Consider the following 16,458-nt stretch of genomic DNA (forward strand, 5'->3'; position numbering starts at 1 on the left):
GAATTGGCCCGCTCCGACTAACAGACTTCCAGAGTGACAGACTTTCGGACTCTCTTCCGGGCAGACTCACTGAGTCTGTTAGTAACAGAGTTGCCGACCTCCAATACCGGACTCTGTTAGTCACAGACTTCCGGCAGTGATGTCCAGGGCCCCGGGTAACAGACTTACAGACTCCCGCACTTACAGAGTTGCAATGCCCTGTCAGCCGCCGACTAACAGACTCCGGCAGTCACAGAGTTGAAATGATCCCGGAGGAAGCCTGAATACCAGACTTACAGACTCTGTTACTCGCAGAGTTCCGCAGTGACAGAGTTCCAGACTTCCTGACTAACAGATTTGACCTGCCTGGGACTAACAGGCTCTGTCACTTACAGAGTTACGGACTAACAGACTTCCAGGCTGCCGGAGTCACAGAGTCACAGAGTCTGTTACTACCAGAGTCACAGAGCTCCGTAGTCGGTTAAGGGTGAGGTCCGGAGTTCTGTGACCCGAGACAGGGGATCTGGAAGGGGCTGATTCCCTGCTTGGCCGCGGCCGGCAGTCTGTTTGCCCCCCCCAACGAGACAAACAGACTGCCGGACTAACAGAGTCACAGAGTTGCAGAGTCCGTAAGTCTGTTAGTGATAGTGCTGCGCAGGAGCTGCAGCACGCTCTGCAGCTGTCCCACGCCTGCCTGGTATTGCCAGGGCGGGGGAGGACGGACTGTGGCCGGGCGTCACGCCGGCACCGACCGGCCACAGGGTCATGGCAACGCCACCCGCTGCAACGGGGGAGCCGACGGTAAAGCAAGGTGCGGCCCAACGCCCAATGACCGCAAAGTCAGTGAAGCAGAGCTGTTTTTGCCGAAGAGCCAGGCCGCTAACCGGGGGATGGTGTAGCGACCTGGCAGTCCGCCGTCGGCAGGCCTTGACCTGTCCACATCTCCATGATGGAGAGCGGGGGAGGGGAGTGCGAATCCTGATAAAAATGTGCCAAATGGGGCTCATGTTGCGCGGTGGGGGAGGGGTCGGACTAACAGAGTCTGCTTGTTTGGAACTTACAGAGTCTGTGACTTACAGACTTCCAGACTTCCAGACACGCAGAGTCTGTAAGTAAATCCAATGAAAAACAGTTTCTAGCTGGTAACTTGGAGCTAAATCGCATGCCGGCGACGAGGGACGATGCAGGTCCCGCCTTTCCACGCCACGGTCTACACGGGCCGCGGCCGTTCCTTCAACGTCGGCACCCTACAGCTGTGTGAAGAAGGAACCGTCAATGAGGGTCGTGGCCGTCGCCAATCAAAAAGGTGGTGCAGGTAAATCCACCACCGTGATGAACCTAGCCGCCGTTACCGCGGAGCACTCGAAGGTGCTTGTCGTGGATGTGGACCCCCAGAAGTCGGTTACGACCTGGGCTGAGACGGCTGACGCTCTTCCTGAAGGCAAGCAGCTTCCCTTCGATGTCGTCAGTGAAACTGACCCGACGATGCTCAAGCAGATGCGCGACCTCGACTACGACACCATCTTCGTCGACACCCCCGGCAACCTGGACAACTCCGAGGTCCTCAAGGCGGTCGTCGACAACTCCGACTTCGTCCTGCTGCCGAGCGAACCCGCAGCGCTGGCAATGCTCCCGCTGATCAACACGTACAACACGATCGTCCAGCCCAGCGGCCTGAACTATCGGGTCCTTGTCACCCAGGTCGATTCCAGGTCGATCAGCGATGCGACTGAAGCGCAGGAAACCCTCCGTGAGTACGGCCTGGAGGTGCTCAAGTCCTATGTCCGCTCCTACAAGATCCATGAGCGGGCACCGATGACGGGCAACGTGGCCACCACGTACGAGGCGAGCCGGAATGCCGAGAAGGCCGCCGGCGACTACAAGGACGTAGCCCGGGAGCTCCTGAGCATCTGGGTCAAAGAGAACAAGGGATAGCGGCCATGGCAGTCAAGAGAAGCTTCAAGGACATGCTTCCTCCGAACAAGGCCCAGGAGCCGGTCGCCGCGCCTGAGCCTGCCCCGGCACCGGTCCAGACTCCGGTACAACAGGAAGCACAGCAGCCCGTCCAGGCGCCTCAGCCCGCAGCACCGGCAGCTGCAGTGGAAACCCCGGCCGCACCTGCAGTCCATGCACCGGCCGAGAGTGGGGGAGTGGCTGCAGGGTCTGTCCAGGCAGCACCGCCCGCCGCCCCGGCACCTGCACCGACCTCAGCCAGCTCATCGGCCACGGATGTAAAGGCGGAAGCCCCTGCAGAGTCCAAGGATCCGTCCGGCCCGGCCCGCCCGCACTACACACAGCTGCTGCGCAAGGAACTGCGAGTCTTCCAGGACCAGGCGGCTGACCTGAAGATGCTGACCATGCACATCAACAGCCTCAAGGGCGGCTCGGGGGAGCGGGGTGAACGGATCACGGACAATACCCTGGTCCGCTGCGCGATCGACCTGCTGTTCCAGCGCAAGGAAGAACTGGTCGGATCCACCGAAGCCGAGCTGAGGGAAGCGCTGAACCTCCCGCCGCGGTACTGAGCCAAGACCCATAAAAGAACGCCCCCGCCATGGTCGGCGGGGGCGTTCTTTCTTAACTCACAGAGTCGCAGACTTACAGACTGCCAGACTTACAGAGTCATGATCCGGACGCGGCTGCCCGGAGGTCGACGTCGTGGGTGCCGCACCATTCGTCGCCGTCTGCCTCCGACGCATGCTTCCACCAGTCAGCGTCCTGAACCGGCAGCTCAGCGGCAAGATCATCCATGCTGGCGCCGGCGAACCCGCGCAGGCTCTTGAACTCGTGGAGCAGCTGGGCCTCCTCGTACCCCTCCTCCGACGCGATGGTGTGGCCGTCAGTGTCATGGACGCCAGTCACAACCATGCCGGGACCGTCCTCGCTTGGCTGGACGCGGATGGTGGCGGCGTCGGGGAACTTCCGAAGAGTCAGAATGGCGATCTGTGCCAGGGCCAGGTTTGCGACATCGTCGATGGCTTTCTGCCGCTTGATGAGCCCGTCGCGGTAAAGGTTCTGGGTGATCTGCAGTTCCCTGTCACCGAAGAGGCCGGGGGAGTGGCTGGCCTGGACCGGTGCTTTGAATTCCCCGGTCAGGACGATGGGAGCTTCCTCGTGGGCACCGGGCGCGAACTGGCCGCCGGCGGGTACCCCTTCGGGGACCCGGGCGATCATGCTGCAGCCGATTCGGTGCCGGTGGGAACCCACGTGCTGCCCGTGTCCGTGCGGTAGGCCGAGTGGACTACGCCGGCCGTTTCGTCCCAGCCGTAACCGTACTTGTCGTCGGCGTCGAGCTTCACCGGGTTCTCTTCAGTGGCCGTTGCCTTGATCATGCCGGGGATCCTGGCGTCGTACCCGGAGCCGTTCACGCGGTCCAGCAGGACGACATACGGATCCTTGAACTGGATTTCCCGGGACGCGACCTCGCCGGTATCCGCGTTGAAGACCGTCGAGTCGCGGATGTCGTCGAAGTAGACGACGTCCAGGTCCACGCCCTCATGCCAGTACTGCGGTCCTTCGGTTACCAGGGAAGAGATCGCTTCCTTCGCTTCGGGGGAGGAGGCATCCAGGCCCCGCTCATTGAGCATGGCGGCAATCCTGGCTTCACGTGCTTCCTGGGCGCCGTCGACGTTGCCGTCATAAAGGGTGTTCGTCCCGCCCGGCTGGCCGAGGGTGAGCCGCATGAGCTTCTCCGGCGTGTTCCGGACCAGGCCTGCCATGGGGTCGGAGTCATCCTTCTCCCGGATTTCTTCGGCGAGCTGGTCAAGCTTGTCGGTGTCCACCTCGTCCACGTCGATGCCGGCTTCCTTCAGGAGGTCGCGCGCCTGCTCGGTGGAAGCATCAATGACTGATTCGGTGAAGAGGTCGTTGACCTCGTCTTCAACCTCGCTGTAACTGCCGCTGAGGTACCTGCTGACCTGGTCATCCCGGAGACGGTCGTCGTACTGGACGAAAGCCAGGCTGTAGGTGTCGCTGCCGGCGGAAACCCGTTCGATGAGGGCATCGGCTTCACGGTCTGCGTCCAGGCGGACTGAATGCCAGGCTGCTACGACTTTGTTTCCGCCTTCAAGGGTGACGGTGACGTTACTCCCTCCATCGGCGGTGCTGATGACCCCGGGATGCTCTTCTCCGATTTCGTCTTCCCAGAGGACGTGCCGGCCGACCCGGTACACTTTCGGGTCCGGATGGGGGAGCGGGGCTGAGATGCTGACACCGACGGCTTCGGAATGGGTGGTTTCTGCGAACTGGCCGCCGGTGGGGATGCCCTGTGGCTGGCGGCTTATGTGGAAGTTGCTCATGCCCTTGTTGTGTGCGGCTGCCGGCCCGCCAGCACAGCCGGCAGCCGCCAGGCCTACGCCGTCTCTGCACCCTTCACGGCATGGACGGGGTCCTCACGCATGCCCCAGTATTCGTCCGCTCCGGAGAGGATGACCCCGGCTGCCAGGTGCCCGCGGTGCCAGGATTCTGACGGTGTGTGCTTCAGCAGCCGGCGCCAGTGTTCACGGTCCTGAGCCGATGCCCGTTTGCGGCCGGCAGTCTGCAGGGCGAGATCCATGGCGTACACCGGGACGGTGCCCTTCTCGAAGCGGTCGGTGTCTTCCTCGAGCGGATGATGACGCTCGTACAGTGCAGTGATGCCGGTCTTGATGCCTTCAGCGAAGTCCTCGTAGTCAGGATCGCCCGTTTCCCGGCTGCATTCGAGTGCCCATTCATGCCAGAGCTGAGCTGCTTCACGGCGTGAGGCATTGGCCACGCCCCTGGAAAGCGGGCCGGACATCACTGTGTCCACGTTCTGGTCGACGTCGGGGCCGCCGAACCGTCCCGGCGCGATAGCCGGCTGGCCGGCGTGGCGGCCCTCGAACCCTCCATCAGGCATGGGAGGCAGGGGTACAGGAGCCGCGGATCTTGTTCCTGAGGTCTGGGGGTGGAGGGTTACGGGTGCTTCGCTGTGGCTCGCGGAGGCGAACTGGCCGCCTGCAGGGATGCCCTGCGGCTGTCGGTGAGGTGTGTGCATGCCCACCTGTGTGCGGCTTCGGCCAGGATCGCGCCGCCGTAGAATTGGAGGGTGGTAAAAGTCAGCGGAGTGATCCGCCCAGTAGAAAAACGCGAGATCTCAGCAGAGGGCGAAAGCTATGACGAAGCCCGTCAGGCGCTGATTGACCAGATCCCGGAGGGCTGGGAGCTGCTCCAGATCCTCACCAAGTAGCTGGGCCCCGTTTTTTGGACTCCGCCTGCCGGCGCCCAAGGCTGAGACTGGCAACGGTTGTCGCTGGTGCCTCAATATTACGCGCGGTAGACATGTGGCCCTGCCTGCCAGGCATGCCGCATATATTCCAGCTATGGAGAAAGTAAAGAGGAGCTGGGAGGTCAGGCCTGCCTCCGGTGCACGGTACATGCCCGGGGCGGAGGCGACGCAGCGCCTTGCACGGGTCAAGGACGATGAGGCTCCGCCTCTTCAGCTGGTTAGCTCACGCTACGGACTGTCCCTCGCGTTCGACGATGGAAAGCTGGTGAATCCCCGTCTCCGTGACCTGCACAGATTGGGGATCCGCTCCTGCCGGCTGAAGGACCCCCTGTCCCTGAAGGAGCCGCTCGTCCTGGGCGACCACTTCACTATCTGGAGAGGCGCCTCTACCGGTGTGATCGCCGTGAAGTTCAACGGGCAGTTTACTGCTGGATTCGACTGGGCCAGCATGCGCTGGCTGCATGACCGGATCAGCAACCATTCCATCCTGCACTCAGGCACAGTCATCCAGACCCAGGGAGCTGTTCGGGTCCTCGTGGCTAGGCCCACGTTGATGGCAATGCTCAGTGACGAGCAGTCCATCCTGAGTTAGGGGCAACGGGTGCGGCCCGCCGGGGGAGCGGACCGCACCGTGCATTACGCTGCAGGCCTTCGCATGGCCCGGTTCACGCGTTCGTGCAGACCCAGCAGTGCGGTGGCCCGCTCGTTGCTCTCCACCTTCTCGGCTGCGTCTCCAATCTCGGGCAGCCCGAAGTAGGCAGCCTCCACAAGGTCAGCCTGTTCGGTGCGGGTCAGGGGCCTGGTGCGTGGGTTGGCCATCACCTCGGAGGCCGGCGAAGGGGCGGTCATGATGGCCCTGAGATCCAGTGAGGCGTAGGCGCCTTTGCTGCCAGCCATGATGTGTCCGACGCCGTCCCCCCATTCACCGTGTTCGTCCAGGTCTGAGGCGAGGTCCCCGATTTTGGCGCCGCCGCCGGGAACGTGCTGTTCGAAGAGGCTGCCGGCACCGGTTTCGATGCTGTCGCCGGAGTTGTCCCGGACGGCGAAGACCTTGAAGCGGCCTCCGGTGTCGGCGCTGGAGACCAGCTCAAGGGTGTGGGCGCCGGGGTGGCGTTCCAGGATGCTTGCGGCCAGCAGCTGCATGGAGGCGTGCTGAGAGGCTGCCTTCACGAGCTTCGCCTGCTCTTCGGCACGCGCCCTGATGTCGGCGAGATCCTCATAACGCTCCATGGCTGCCGTAGTCACGGCCCTGGCTGAGGGTCCGGCCGGAACCTCTGAAGGTACGGCAGGGACTGTGCCGGCGGTTTCCAGGGAGGCAGCGGCGCGAAGGTTGACGATTGCAGTCTTGCCGTCGCGGATGTCGGAGGTGACCGACGCGATGCCGTCAGCCCAGTTGTCATTGCCAAGGTCGATAGCCCATCCCAGTTCATCCAGCTGCGCACTGTTGGCCCCGCCGAACTCATCCCTGGTCCAGTTGTCGTTATCGGAGGAGTCCACGATGTCCAGGCCGTCGGCGTCGCGGATAGCCTTCATGTCGTACTGCCGCTCACCGTCCGCGTTCTCCCACATGACGAGCGTTTCAGCGCCGGGATAGTCCCTGAGGATAGCCGCTGCGGCCAGCTGAATGGATGCCCGCTGATACTGCGCGTCGACCGCGAGGAAGCTATCCCCCTGAGGCCCTTCGAGCCACTTGTCCTTGAGTTCCTCGCGCGCTGCTTCGATGGACGAAATGTCCGGGTACCCTTCAGTGGCTTTGAGAGTGACTCCGGTAGCTTCAGGCTTGATCGTGGGTGCGTACTGGCCGCCGGCGGGGATGCCCGCGGGCTGGCGTGCAGGGTTGTTTGTCATACCCCATCTGTGTGCGGCAGCGGGGTTGAGGGAGCGGTCCAGGAAACCAAAAGGGGCCCTCACCGGCAGGTCTTCACCGGTTCGGGCCCCAGGGCAAAGGAGTGGCTATGGTTTCAGGGCCTTCCCAGTCCGTTCTGCCAGATCCTTCAGCCAGTTCTCGTGGTGGCTGTTCTCTGCGCCGGCGATGGCCTCCTCGATCTTCGGGAGACCGAATTCGGCTGCCGTGACCAGGTCGGACTGGTTCTGGGGGCTCAGCGGGCGGACCCGGGGGTCCTTCAGCCGTTCGTCGTCCGGGAACTCCTGGTTCATGGCCTTGTACAGATCGACGTCGACGTAGGTCTGGTGCCGGTTGCTGCGCACTTCCCCGATCATCGTTGCCCAGCTGAGGTTGTCCGGATCCATGCACTGCACGAGGGTCCGCACGGTGGGCCCGTTGCCGCCCAGCAGGTCGACGTCGTTCAGTTCTGTGTCGAAGTCGGGGTCGGCGACGACGTTGCCGTCAGCATCAAGGACGGCGAGGACTTCCAGCCGGCCGTTCGAGTTGATGTCCCGGCTGCACTTCAGACGCCGTGCATCCGGGTACTTGTCCAGGATGCCGGCAGCGACCAGGCGCATGGAGGCGTGGTCGTTGATTTCCTGGATCATGGCGGTCTGTTTGCGCAGGTGTTCCATCCGCTCCTGGGATGCAGCGTAATTCTCGGCTGCTTCCACGGCTGCGATGCTCCGCGGCGGCGCCACCTTGTCGACGGCGGAAACCAGGTCGATTTCTGCAGTCTTGCCGTTGTAGCGGTCACGGGTGATACGGCCGATGCCCTTCGCCCAGCCGTCGTCCTCAGTGTCCAGCGCCCAGCAGAGCTCATCGAGCTGAGGGCTGTTCGGACCGGCGATTTCGTTCCTGGTCCAGTCGTTGTCCTCGCGGCCGGCGAGCTCGTTTCCGGCATCGTCCCGGACCGAGAGGAGGTCGTACTGGTTTTCGCCGTCCTCGTTTTCGCGCAGGACAATGCTCGAGGCGCCCGGGAACTGCTTGATGATGCTGTCCGCGGCCAGCTGGATGGAGAGGTGCTGCTGCAGCCGGTCAAGCTGCTTCATTTCACGGGAGTCGGGGTCCTCTGCGCTGTCGAGGATCTCCCTGATCTCGTCGCGGTCCTTGATGCGCTGCTGGGTGAGCTGCTGGCCGCTGGCGGCATCAAAGTCCAGGGTGACGCCCGTTGGCTCGGACTTGGTCGTGGGTGCGAACTGACCGCCGACGGGGATTCCCGCGGGCTGCCGTACAGGGTTATGTGTCATACCCCTCTGTGTGCGGCTGGGCTGGTGTTTGGGCACTCACGCCCCTGGAAGTCATGAAGAAGGACCGGCGGAAGTGTCCGCCGGTCCTTCCAATGGTTCGTGAGGCTAGGCCAGCTCAGAGAACTTTTCGTAGCCGGGCATCTGCTCTGCACGTTCCTTCACCTTGCCGAAGGCTTCGGCGGCGGCGCGCTGGGCGTCCTCTCCGTAAGCGTCCTTCCCTGTCAGGTCAGAGATGATCGGGTCGACGAAGTCCTGCGGGAAGGGCTTCTCATTCATCCAGGATTCGCTGTCCACGGTGGTCTGCCCGGTCGTGAAGTTGTGGTCGAGCGTGAACCAGTCACCCGTGTGGGTGGAGACGGTCATGCCGGCGACGTAGTCTCCGGTGTGGCTGTTGCGCCCCAGATAGTTGTCGCGGACTTCAAAGTCCTCGCCGTCCCTGAAGCTTCCAGCGAAGACGTCGGTGAGCTTGTCCTTCCACTGCGCGGCCTCGATGGCGTTCATAATGTCTTCGGTCGAGGGTTTGTTGCTGTGGGTCATGGTGAACTCGCGGTTCGGGTCATCGGACAGGAACTTCACGGCGACTTCATCGGTGCCAAGACCTGAGATGCCCAGCCTGGCGCCGTCGGTCCACAGCTCCACTGATCCTTCGGGGAGATCCTGGCTCTCGCGGGCCGGGAAGAGTCCGCCCTTGAGGCCCGCGGCGGCCAGTTCCTGGACGGCCTCGGAGTCGATGGAGGGGTCGTGGATCACCAGGTCGGGCCGGGGAGGTCCGCCGAGGCTGATCGAGGATTCAGAGTGAGTCGTGGCTGCGAACTGGCCGCCGGTAGGAATTCCCTGCGGCTGGCGGTTACGGAATGTATTCATACCCCTCTGTGTGCGGCTGTACGCCCCGCGCGGCAGGGCACCATTGGCACAGCGAAGGCCGGCGGAATCAACCACCGGCCTTCGCTGGATTGAACCTACTCGACGGGGATCTGAGCGGCGGCGAGCTTGTTGTAGAACGGGTAGCCTTCGACCCGGTTCCGGATCTTGGCGAACGCTGCCGCTGCGACCGTCTGGGCGTTGCCGCTGGCATCGCTTCCCGTCAGGTCGGACATGACCGCATCCAGGTCGATCTTCGGCATCTCGGCACCCGGACCGGATTCCGGCGTCGCAGAGGTTTCGCCGGTACCGTAGTCATGCTCGACCGTGAACCAGTTGCCTTCCTGGTCCGAGAGGGTCATGCCGGCGAAGAATTCACCGGTCTCAATATTCCGGTCGAAGTAGGTCTCGCGGACCTCGTTCTGGCCGTCAGTGAACCCCACAGAGAAGGCATCGGTGACGTCCTCCCGCCAGGCAGCGAACTCGATACCGGTCACGACCTCTTCAGCCCTCGGGTAGCCGCCGTGAGTCATCCGGAAGGAGCGGTGCTCATCGTCGGTGACGACCCTGACTTCCACTTCTTCGCCACCCAGGCCGGAAATGGCCAGCTCGTGGCCTTCGTGGGAGGTGTAGATGACGGCGCCGGCCGGGATGTCTTCATCGGTGCCGTTGTACGGGGTGATGCGTCCCTGGAGGCCTGCCCGGGCCAGCGCACGCACCTCCTCAGTGTTGCAGTCGTAGTCGATGTCGAGTCCGCCGGTGCCGGTCCCTGCCGCGAGGGCCACATCGGATTCGGACTTGGGGGTGGATGCGAACTGTCCGCCGGCGGGAGTACCTTCGGGCTGGCGGTTACGGAATGTAGTCATACCCACCTGTGTGCGGCGAAGGACCGGAGGGAGCAGCTACGGCCCGACAAGGAACTCGTCCATTTCAGTCAGGGTGTTGTCGAGCTGCAGGAAGACCGGCTGGCGGCCGCCGACTGCGAAACCGTCCAGGAGTGATCCTGTCTTCCGCAGTGTTTCCTGTGCCTTCCGAATGTGCTCCCGCATGGCAGCCGTATCGTGCTTGTCCGCTTCAAGGCGGCCGGGCAGCGGAGCCAGGGCTGCGGCACCGATGGCGTACATCGCAGCCGAGGTGGAGTCCCCGCCGGCGTTGACCGTACTGACCGCGTTGATGTACTCAAGGCCCAGCTGCGCACCAGTGGCCAAGACGGCAGTGTTGCGTGCCTGCTGGCCCGTCGTGGAGTCCCGGTTCTGGACGTGCTCCATGAGATCGCGCATACCGGCTTTCATGTCGCTCTCCTTCCTGGGAGCGAGCCGCTTTTCAGCACCCGGCAGTTTCAGGGCTGCGGAACGGATGCGCTCAAAGGCCCGGGCTGCGGCAACCTCGTTGTTCCCGTCCTCGGGTTCTTCAGCCATGTCGACGATCAGTGCGTCCAGGGCCGCTTCCCGTGCCAGACCGGACAGCTCCCCGCGTTCGGAGGAAAGGGTCGTCTTCCCGGTGTCGTAGTCGTGGCTGACGTACAGCTCGTTGTCGTCCTCGTCACGGACAGTCATGGAAGCGCAGCTGGTGCCGTCGCCGGTGCGGCCGAGTTCAACTTCACGGGTCTCGAAGACTTCGCCGTCATAGAACCCGGCTGTGAAGACGTCCCGGGTTTCGAGATCCCAGAGGACGTCCTCAATAGCTTCAACAGCCTTGGCCGGGTCTTCGCAACCTGTCCGTTCGGTGGTGAATGTGTTCTCTTCGGTGGGGTCGAAGTGGTGGATCGTGAGGTTGTCGGTGCCGACCCCGGAAATGACCAGTTCGTGGCCGCGCGGGGAAACGTAGGCGAGGGCGCCTTCAGCGGCGTCAGGGTTGCCTCCGGTGTAGAGGGTTACGTCGCCCTGGAGACCGGCCTGGCCGAGGCTGAAGGCTGCTGCCCAGGCGCCAGGGGCTGATGCCGGGATGCTGCCGGACTGGTCATTCAGGTGTACGCCGGCTGGTTCTGCGTGGGCGGTGGTTGCGAACTGGCCGCCGACGGGAATCCCTGCGGGCTGGCGGTTCATGTGTGAAGTAGTCATGCCACTCTGTGTGCGGCACCGACACTAAACGGAGGACATGGGAAAGGCCGGCGGCTCGTGGCCGCCGGCCCTTCTGTAAGCTTGCCAGTCCGCGGTACCGGGTAAGCGGCGTCGGCTCAGCCCTCGGCGCTTTCTTTCTGCCTGAGTTCGCTGTCTGCGGGTTCAGGAATGTCGGCGTTCGTTAGGTCCCACTTGTAGTTCCAGATCACCCAGCCGCTTTCGTTCAGGTCGGAAGGGATGAGGCCCAGTGTGGCATCAGCGTAGAGAGTCTCATATCCGATCCCATCGGGAGTGCGGACCTTGGCAGTGGCTTCAAAGTCGGTATTGATCACCAACACGCCTTTTTCGGTGAAGTACAGGTCTTTAACATTTAGGGTCAGGTTGGAAAAGCGTGTCTCCGTCGAGCTGTACACGTAGTCATACGCGAAGCTTTCAATGCCTGCCTGCCAGCGGTTTCGCAGGACGGGTCCGGTCTCATCGGTTATCCCGTCGCGGAAAGCTTCGTGTTGTCCAAGGTCGAAGAGACGTTTGTGTTCCTCCCACCAGGCGTCGACATCGGCGTCAGGGTTGTTATTCAGCGGAGAGTCGATCAGCTCCTCGACGATGTACCGCAGTGCGAACTCCTGACCCTTCTGCAGCTGCTCCGGGGTCAAGTACTCTTCAAGGTTCCCGGGGGTCTTGGAGGGGTCGTATTTCAGGACCGGGTCATCCGCCGCAATCGTGGACTGCAGGTACTCGCCCTTTGCCGATTGGACAACCTCGCCACCCGGAAGGGAGGGGCCTGCGGGACCGGTCTCCGAGGGCGATGGTTCCGGTGTGGCCGATACCGTGTCGGCTGCTTCTTCCGGTGCTGCCTGCGCGCTGCAGCCGGTGAGCAGAACGCTGAGACCAACGGCTAGGGCAGCAGCGGTCCTGCCCATGGTTTTGTACTGCATGTTTCCCCCATAAACGTAAGCCGGATCCACCGGTTCGCTGCAGTGCTGGATTGCAGGCGCCGTCGATGAATCGCACCGGGGCTCGTGCTCCGGCGTGAGGTACAGCCTAGCCCACGAAGCCTCCAGCATCACGGAGGTAAACAGGTTCGCCCGCAGGTCAGGGCAGGGTAAAGGAACCCATGAGGGGATGCTCGTTCGGGACAATGTCCGGGTCCCAGGTCAGCGGCCATGGAGCGGACAGGACTTTCGGGTCCCAGCTGATCTCGTTGAGGTTGTGGTACTGCCGGGCTGTCCAGTCCACGGCAATGGTCCGGCCGCCGCGATGGAGGTGAACCCATACGTGCTCATCGGCCATCGGGTGATCCGCCTGGGCTGTTACGACGTCTGCATCCCAGCCCTGCTCCCGGGCGTAGGCCGCGAACTGTCCGCTGACCTCACCGCAGGCCCAGTCGTCAGTCGCTTCGTCTTCTTCCTCGGAGATGTCGGGGTAGCGGCTCCAGATGTCCAGACGCGGGTCCGTCCCGGTGAAAGCCTCCAGGAGAGGTGCGGGATCTTCCCCTGCGGCGGCAGCCGGGAGGCTCAGCTCAGGCTCCCGGTGGGACATCCTGGCGAAGCGGCCAAGAGGGTCCCTGATGATCCCGGTGCTCACTCCTCGTCGCTGACCTGGTGGCCGGCCTTGTTCAGCTCTTCGACCGCGGCTTCCTGGATGGAGAGATGATCTTCTTCATCGCCGTTGTGGTAGAACTCCAGGACACTGTCACCTTCATCGTCTTCGACTTCGTAATGACCGTCGTCGATCCGGTTCACGGAGAACTCAACGGTTTCACCGTCAGCGTCGGTAAGGGACATATCGAAGATCTGCTGGCCTTCACCCTCCTTGGCATCGGCACAGTTGCCGCAGAGGCCGTCCCAGCCTTCGCCGTCGCTGAGGGATTCACCGCATTCACTGCACTGGCAGCTGAGGCAGGTGCCGCTGGTTTCCTTCTCCTCGCCGCACTCATCGCACTCTTCGGCCTGGATCGCTTCAGGCTCAGGTGTGGAAAGGACGATGCCTGCTGCTTCAGCGTGGGCGGACGGTGCGAACTGGCCTCCGGCGGGCGAACCTTCGGGCTGGCGGTTTGGTGTAGTCGTCATGCCCATCTGTGTGCGGCTGACGGGGCAGGGGAGCGGAGCCGTTTACTGGCCGGGCCACCATGCTGAAGCCTCGGCAATGACCACCCGGGTGCCCGCGGGATGAATGAAGTCCTTCTTCGGAAGAGCAGCGATGATTCCCGCTGCTGCTTCAAGGTCCTGTACGGGTACGTTCTGGCCGGCATCCGAGAGTGCAGAGATTATCTCTGTGTGCTCTGTGCCGGCACCTGAGATCACGATCTCGCGGATACTGGGAGCGGTGTACTGGATCCTGAGTGCTGCCGACGCCAGCCGTGCGCTGCGAAGTTCGCGCGAGGTCTTCTTCTCGATGCATTCCAGGAAGCTAACGAGCCGGTCCAGCTCATCGACGACGGGGGAGTGCTCTGCTGCCTGGTCCATCAGAATCGTGCTCATGCACATCCTGTGTGCGGCTGGAAGACAAAACCGGCAGGTACAGACTCACGGAGTCACAGAGTCACAGAGTCACAGAGTCACAGAGTGGCGTGTGGCTAGCCCGGCCGTACGGCAATAAGTACACCGAACCCGGCTGCAACGAAGATCATGACAGCTGCGCTCATGAAAGTTGAGGACAGGGCAGGGTTCCGTAGGGTGCGGCCCAGTTCGAGCGATCTGCGCTCATGCCGTTGTCTCATCATTGCCGCACCGGCGGTGAGCAGGACAGTGGCTGCGCAGATGACTGGCCAGGGGCTCTGCATGGCGACTGAGGCGCCCGCGAAAGCGATGAACCCGGAGGCGACCAGGGAACCGACGGCCAGAGGGGTGCCTCTTGACGCCTTCTTCTTCGTCGTGAGTGCACGTAGACCGAAGATGACTTGACCTGCCGTGAGCGTGCCCCAGATGCCTATCAGTATGATCGGGTCGACCAGAACGTCCAGTGCCATGGCTCCCACGCAAGTTGCTGTCAGGAATACCAGGTAGACCAGAATGCCGATGAGGATGGTAATCACGTCCATGGGCCAGCTCCTTCCCGGAGTGCGGTTCCTGGGCGTGGAATCGTGGGGAGAACTAACGCCGGTTGTGAGAGCATGACTGATCTGTGTGCGGCACTGCCGTAAAGCGCGCGATCGTCGTTGCCACAGACTGACAGACTGACAGAGTCGATAGTGCACGGAGCTATCCTGTGGCCCGGAAGGCATAGTCTGCCAAAGTGACCTCATCAGGTGGCCCTTCGAAGTCTTCCCATGGGTAATCGTCATCGGGTGCCGGCATGAGCTGGACGACGTTGGCGTTCCTGGCCAGCCATTCTCGCCAGAGCGCACGCTGGATCCGGTAGGTCTGGATTTGGGCGGCCACGGCTTCGAGCACACCGAAGTACTCGGCCAGGTTTTTCAGGCTCGTCGCTGATTCGATGGACCAGCCGCCGTCCCTGCGGACCATTGCCCAGGCAGCGAGGGTTTCCAGTGCCTCGGATACGGCGCTGCGGGACATACCGGTTTCCCGGACGATCTCCATGGTGGACAGCGGAACGGGGGAATCCTCGATGGCTTCGTAGACGAAGGCGGCCGGCAGACCCAGTTCACGGAAGACAGGGCGCAGGGCATGGACCTTCCCCTTTCGCCAGGGCAGGGCTTCGACTGCTTTCATCACGGCCTGCGGGATGGTCAGCATGTAGAGGTCCCCCTTGGTGCCGCGGCCCGCTTCGATAAGGGTTACCAGGGGATCGTTCTCGGAGCGCAGTGCCCGCAGGTGATAGCCGACCGTGGTGTGGTCGAGACCGGTGGCGACGGCCAGGGACCGGTCACCGAATTCGACGTACCGGCTGGCGCTCATGTGTGCTGCCTCCCCCAGGGCACGAAGGACCATCCTCCTGGCCATACCTTCCCGGGATTTGTATCTCTGTTCCAGGAGGCGAAGGCTGCTGCGCCATGCACGGATGAAGCGGTGTTCGTTGTCGTCGCTGAGGCGAGGTGAATTACTGCCATGTAAGCCCCCCGCCTGTGTATTGAGCTCGCTTGTGGGGGATATACGGACACTATTCTTTTCGGGCCCTTTGGAGGCGTTTCGCTGCAGGTAGAGCTCAGCCTTCCGCCAGTCCCGCTGCAGTGCATTGGCCCTGTGGCGGGCCGGATAGCGCCCGTAGAAGGATGCAAGCCCCGGCCAGAGGCCCTGGTTCATCCGGCGCTGGACGTCCGTCATGGCCAGCCCGGAGGCGACAGCACCGGCAAGGACGCCCTGGCGTGCCTCGGAGTCGGACTTGTACCGGTTCACCTCATAGAGGCCTGTGACGGCGATCCGCTGCATGGAGCGGGACATGCCGAGGGCCTTGTCGACTCCTGCCGGCTCCGGGGCCTCCACCGCTGCGGGTGCTGCCTGTTCCAGCCGGTAGGTACGCGCTGCTTCGATCTCCGGGGCCAGGCTCTTGGTCATGGCCGTCCAGATGTCGGGGCTGTTCCGCCGGCGGGCGACGTCGTACGCCATGGAAAGGCTCATGGCCAGCATCTGGTGGCCGCCGCGCTTGTGCGGGCTTCCGGGGGTACGCATACAGCCGTGCAGGAGGTTCTGGTGCGGGGTCTTGTCCAGGCTCCGGAAACGGGATCCCAGGGCTTCGACAAGGTCACGCGCTTCAGAGAAGACGACACGCTCGGCGAGAGGAATATAGAGGTGGCGGCCGCCGTTGGGAGAGAAGTCCTCAATCCAGCGGGCGCCGACACTGTGCAGCCAAGTCTGGGCAGCACGGACGTCAGCTTCAACCCAGTCGGTTCCGGCTACGGAGGAATCGAAGTCGAGGAAGATGGCGCTGCAGGTGCCGTCCTTGCCGAAGATCCGCACAGCGGCCGGATAAGAGGGCAGCCCGGATGTCAGGTCGCGTTCGAAACGCTGAGGGTAGGACTTGCCGCCGTCCTTGGACAGGCGGACACGTGGCTGGCCGGCCAGGAGCGGGGCCAGGGCAGACCAGACAGTAGAGGGGTCATCATGGACCTGCGACACGCGGGGCGCGCCGGAACTCTGTAAGTCTGGTAGTTCGGGGTCATGCTGATGTACGATGGTTTCATTCCTCCCAACAGGAATAGTGCGAAGGCTCTAAACGGCCTAAGCGAAGAGAGAGTCCCCTAAAGGGCTTTCTGGGCCGGATCTCCCTGCAAGGAGAAAC

18 protein-coding genes are annotated in these 16,458 nt (G+C 62.9%); 4 read left to right on the top strand and 14 right to left on the bottom strand.

The annotated features are described in order from the left end of the window. The first annotated feature begins 1,254 nt into the window (after positions 1 to 1,254). A complete protein-coding gene (locus tag NF551_RS16510; protein WP_227897309.1) occupies positions 1,255 to 1,914 on the top strand; it encodes a ParA family protein in 660 nt (219 codons plus the stop codon). Positions 1,915 to 1,919: 5 nt separating this feature from the next. Beyond that, positions 1,920 to 2,504 carry a hypothetical protein gene (locus tag NF551_RS16515; protein ID WP_227897308.1) on the top strand — a complete coding sequence of 195 codons (585 nt, stop codon included), beginning with the start codon at positions 1,920 to 1,922 and terminating at the stop codon, positions 2,502 to 2,504. 97 nt (positions 2,505 to 2,601) lie between these two features. Here the strand turns inward: NF551_RS16515 and NF551_RS16520 are convergent, their stop codons facing one another. The 3 genes from NF551_RS16520 to NF551_RS16530 are packed head-to-tail and all read right to left on the bottom strand — an operon-like array spanning position 2,602 to position 4,855. Continuing rightward, the gene (locus tag NF551_RS16520; protein WP_227897307.1) at positions 2,602 to 3,153 is read right to left on the bottom strand and encodes a hypothetical protein; all 552 of its coding nucleotides are present in this window, start codon (positions 3,151 to 3,153) and stop codon (positions 2,602 to 2,604) included. Next, positions 3,150 to 4,277 carry a hypothetical protein gene (locus NF551_RS16525; RefSeq protein WP_227897306.1) on the bottom strand — a complete coding sequence of 376 codons (1,128 nt, stop codon included), beginning with the start codon at positions 4,275 to 4,277 and terminating at the stop codon, positions 3,150 to 3,152. The genes NF551_RS16520 and NF551_RS16525 overlap by 4 nt, the downstream gene beginning before the upstream one ends. Positions 4,278 to 4,330: 53 nt before the next feature. Beyond that, on the bottom strand, positions 4,331 to 4,855 hold the full coding sequence (locus tag NF551_RS16530; protein WP_227897305.1) for a hypothetical protein: 525 nt from the start codon (positions 4,853 to 4,855) through the stop codon (positions 4,331 to 4,333). A 207-nt stretch (positions 4,856 to 5,062) separates the two neighbouring features. Here NF551_RS16530 and NF551_RS18980 point away from each other — a divergent pair, with 207 nt between their 5' ends. Continuing rightward, positions 5,063 to 5,185, top strand: a complete 123-nt coding sequence (locus NF551_RS18980; protein ID WP_269439037.1) for a hypothetical protein — start codon at positions 5,063 to 5,065, stop codon at positions 5,183 to 5,185. A gap of 133 nt (positions 5,186 to 5,318) precedes the next feature. After that, the gene (locus NF551_RS16535) at positions 5,319 to 5,816 is read left to right on the top strand and encodes a hypothetical protein (protein WP_227897304.1); all 498 of its coding nucleotides are present in this window, start codon (positions 5,319 to 5,321) and stop codon (positions 5,814 to 5,816) included. 44 nt (positions 5,817 to 5,860) lie between these two features. On the opposite strand, the gene NF551_RS16540 is transcribed toward NF551_RS16535, so the two are convergent. From NF551_RS16540 to NF551_RS16590, 11 genes are all read right to left on the bottom strand, one after another. After that, positions 5,861 to 7,072 (bottom strand): hypothetical protein, encoded by a 1,212-nt coding sequence (locus NF551_RS16540; RefSeq protein ID WP_227897303.1) that lies wholly within the window; start codon positions 7,070 to 7,072, stop codon positions 5,861 to 5,863. 105 nt (positions 7,073 to 7,177) lie between these two features. Continuing rightward, positions 7,178 to 8,359: a hypothetical protein gene (locus NF551_RS16545; protein ID WP_227897302.1), complete on the bottom strand. Its 1,182-nt coding sequence runs from the start codon at positions 8,357 to 8,359 to the stop codon at positions 7,178 to 7,180. A gap of 105 nt (positions 8,360 to 8,464) precedes the next feature. Then, positions 8,465 to 9,223 (bottom strand): hypothetical protein, encoded by a 759-nt coding sequence (locus tag NF551_RS16550; protein ID WP_227897301.1) that lies wholly within the window; start codon positions 9,221 to 9,223, stop codon positions 8,465 to 8,467. 95 nt (positions 9,224 to 9,318) lie between these two features. Further along, entirely contained in the window at positions 9,319 to 10,086 is a 768-nt protein-coding gene (locus NF551_RS16555; RefSeq protein ID WP_227897300.1) for a hypothetical protein, read from the bottom strand. Positions 10,087 to 10,122: 36 nt separating this feature from the next. Continuing rightward, on the bottom strand, positions 10,123 to 11,280 hold the full coding sequence (locus NF551_RS16560; RefSeq protein WP_227897299.1) for a hypothetical protein: 1,158 nt from the start codon (positions 11,278 to 11,280) through the stop codon (positions 10,123 to 10,125). A 116-nt stretch (positions 11,281 to 11,396) separates the two neighbouring features. Beyond that, complete coding sequence (locus tag NF551_RS16565) at positions 11,397 to 12,215, bottom strand: hypothetical protein (RefSeq protein WP_227897298.1); 819 nt, start codon at positions 12,213 to 12,215, stop codon at positions 11,397 to 11,399. Positions 12,216 to 12,372: 157 nt separating this feature from the next. Beyond that, positions 12,373 to 12,864: a hypothetical protein gene (locus NF551_RS16570; protein WP_227897297.1), complete on the bottom strand. Its 492-nt coding sequence runs from the start codon at positions 12,862 to 12,864 to the stop codon at positions 12,373 to 12,375. Next, positions 12,861 to 13,349: a hypothetical protein gene (locus NF551_RS16575; RefSeq protein ID WP_227897296.1), complete on the bottom strand. Its 489-nt coding sequence runs from the start codon at positions 13,347 to 13,349 to the stop codon at positions 12,861 to 12,863. The genes NF551_RS16570 and NF551_RS16575 overlap by 4 nt, the downstream gene beginning before the upstream one ends. 42 nt (positions 13,350 to 13,391) lie before the next feature. Then, positions 13,392 to 13,760 (bottom strand): hypothetical protein, encoded by a 369-nt coding sequence (locus NF551_RS16580; protein WP_227897295.1) that lies wholly within the window; start codon positions 13,758 to 13,760, stop codon positions 13,392 to 13,394. Positions 13,761 to 13,855: 95 nt separating this feature from the next. Further along, entirely contained in the window at positions 13,856 to 14,320 is a 465-nt protein-coding gene (locus NF551_RS16585; protein ID WP_227897294.1) for a hypothetical protein, read from the bottom strand. Between the two features lie 160 nt (positions 14,321 to 14,480). Next, positions 14,481 to 16,295 (bottom strand): helix-turn-helix domain-containing protein, encoded by a 1,815-nt coding sequence (locus NF551_RS16590; protein WP_227897293.1) that lies wholly within the window; start codon positions 16,293 to 16,295, stop codon positions 14,481 to 14,483. Positions 16,296 to 16,458: the final 163 nt, after the last annotated feature.

Source organism: Arthrobacter caoxuetaonis (assembly GCF_023921125.1).
Lineage (GTDB): Bacteria > Actinomycetota > Actinomycetes > Actinomycetales > Micrococcaceae > Arthrobacter_B > Arthrobacter_B caoxuetaonis.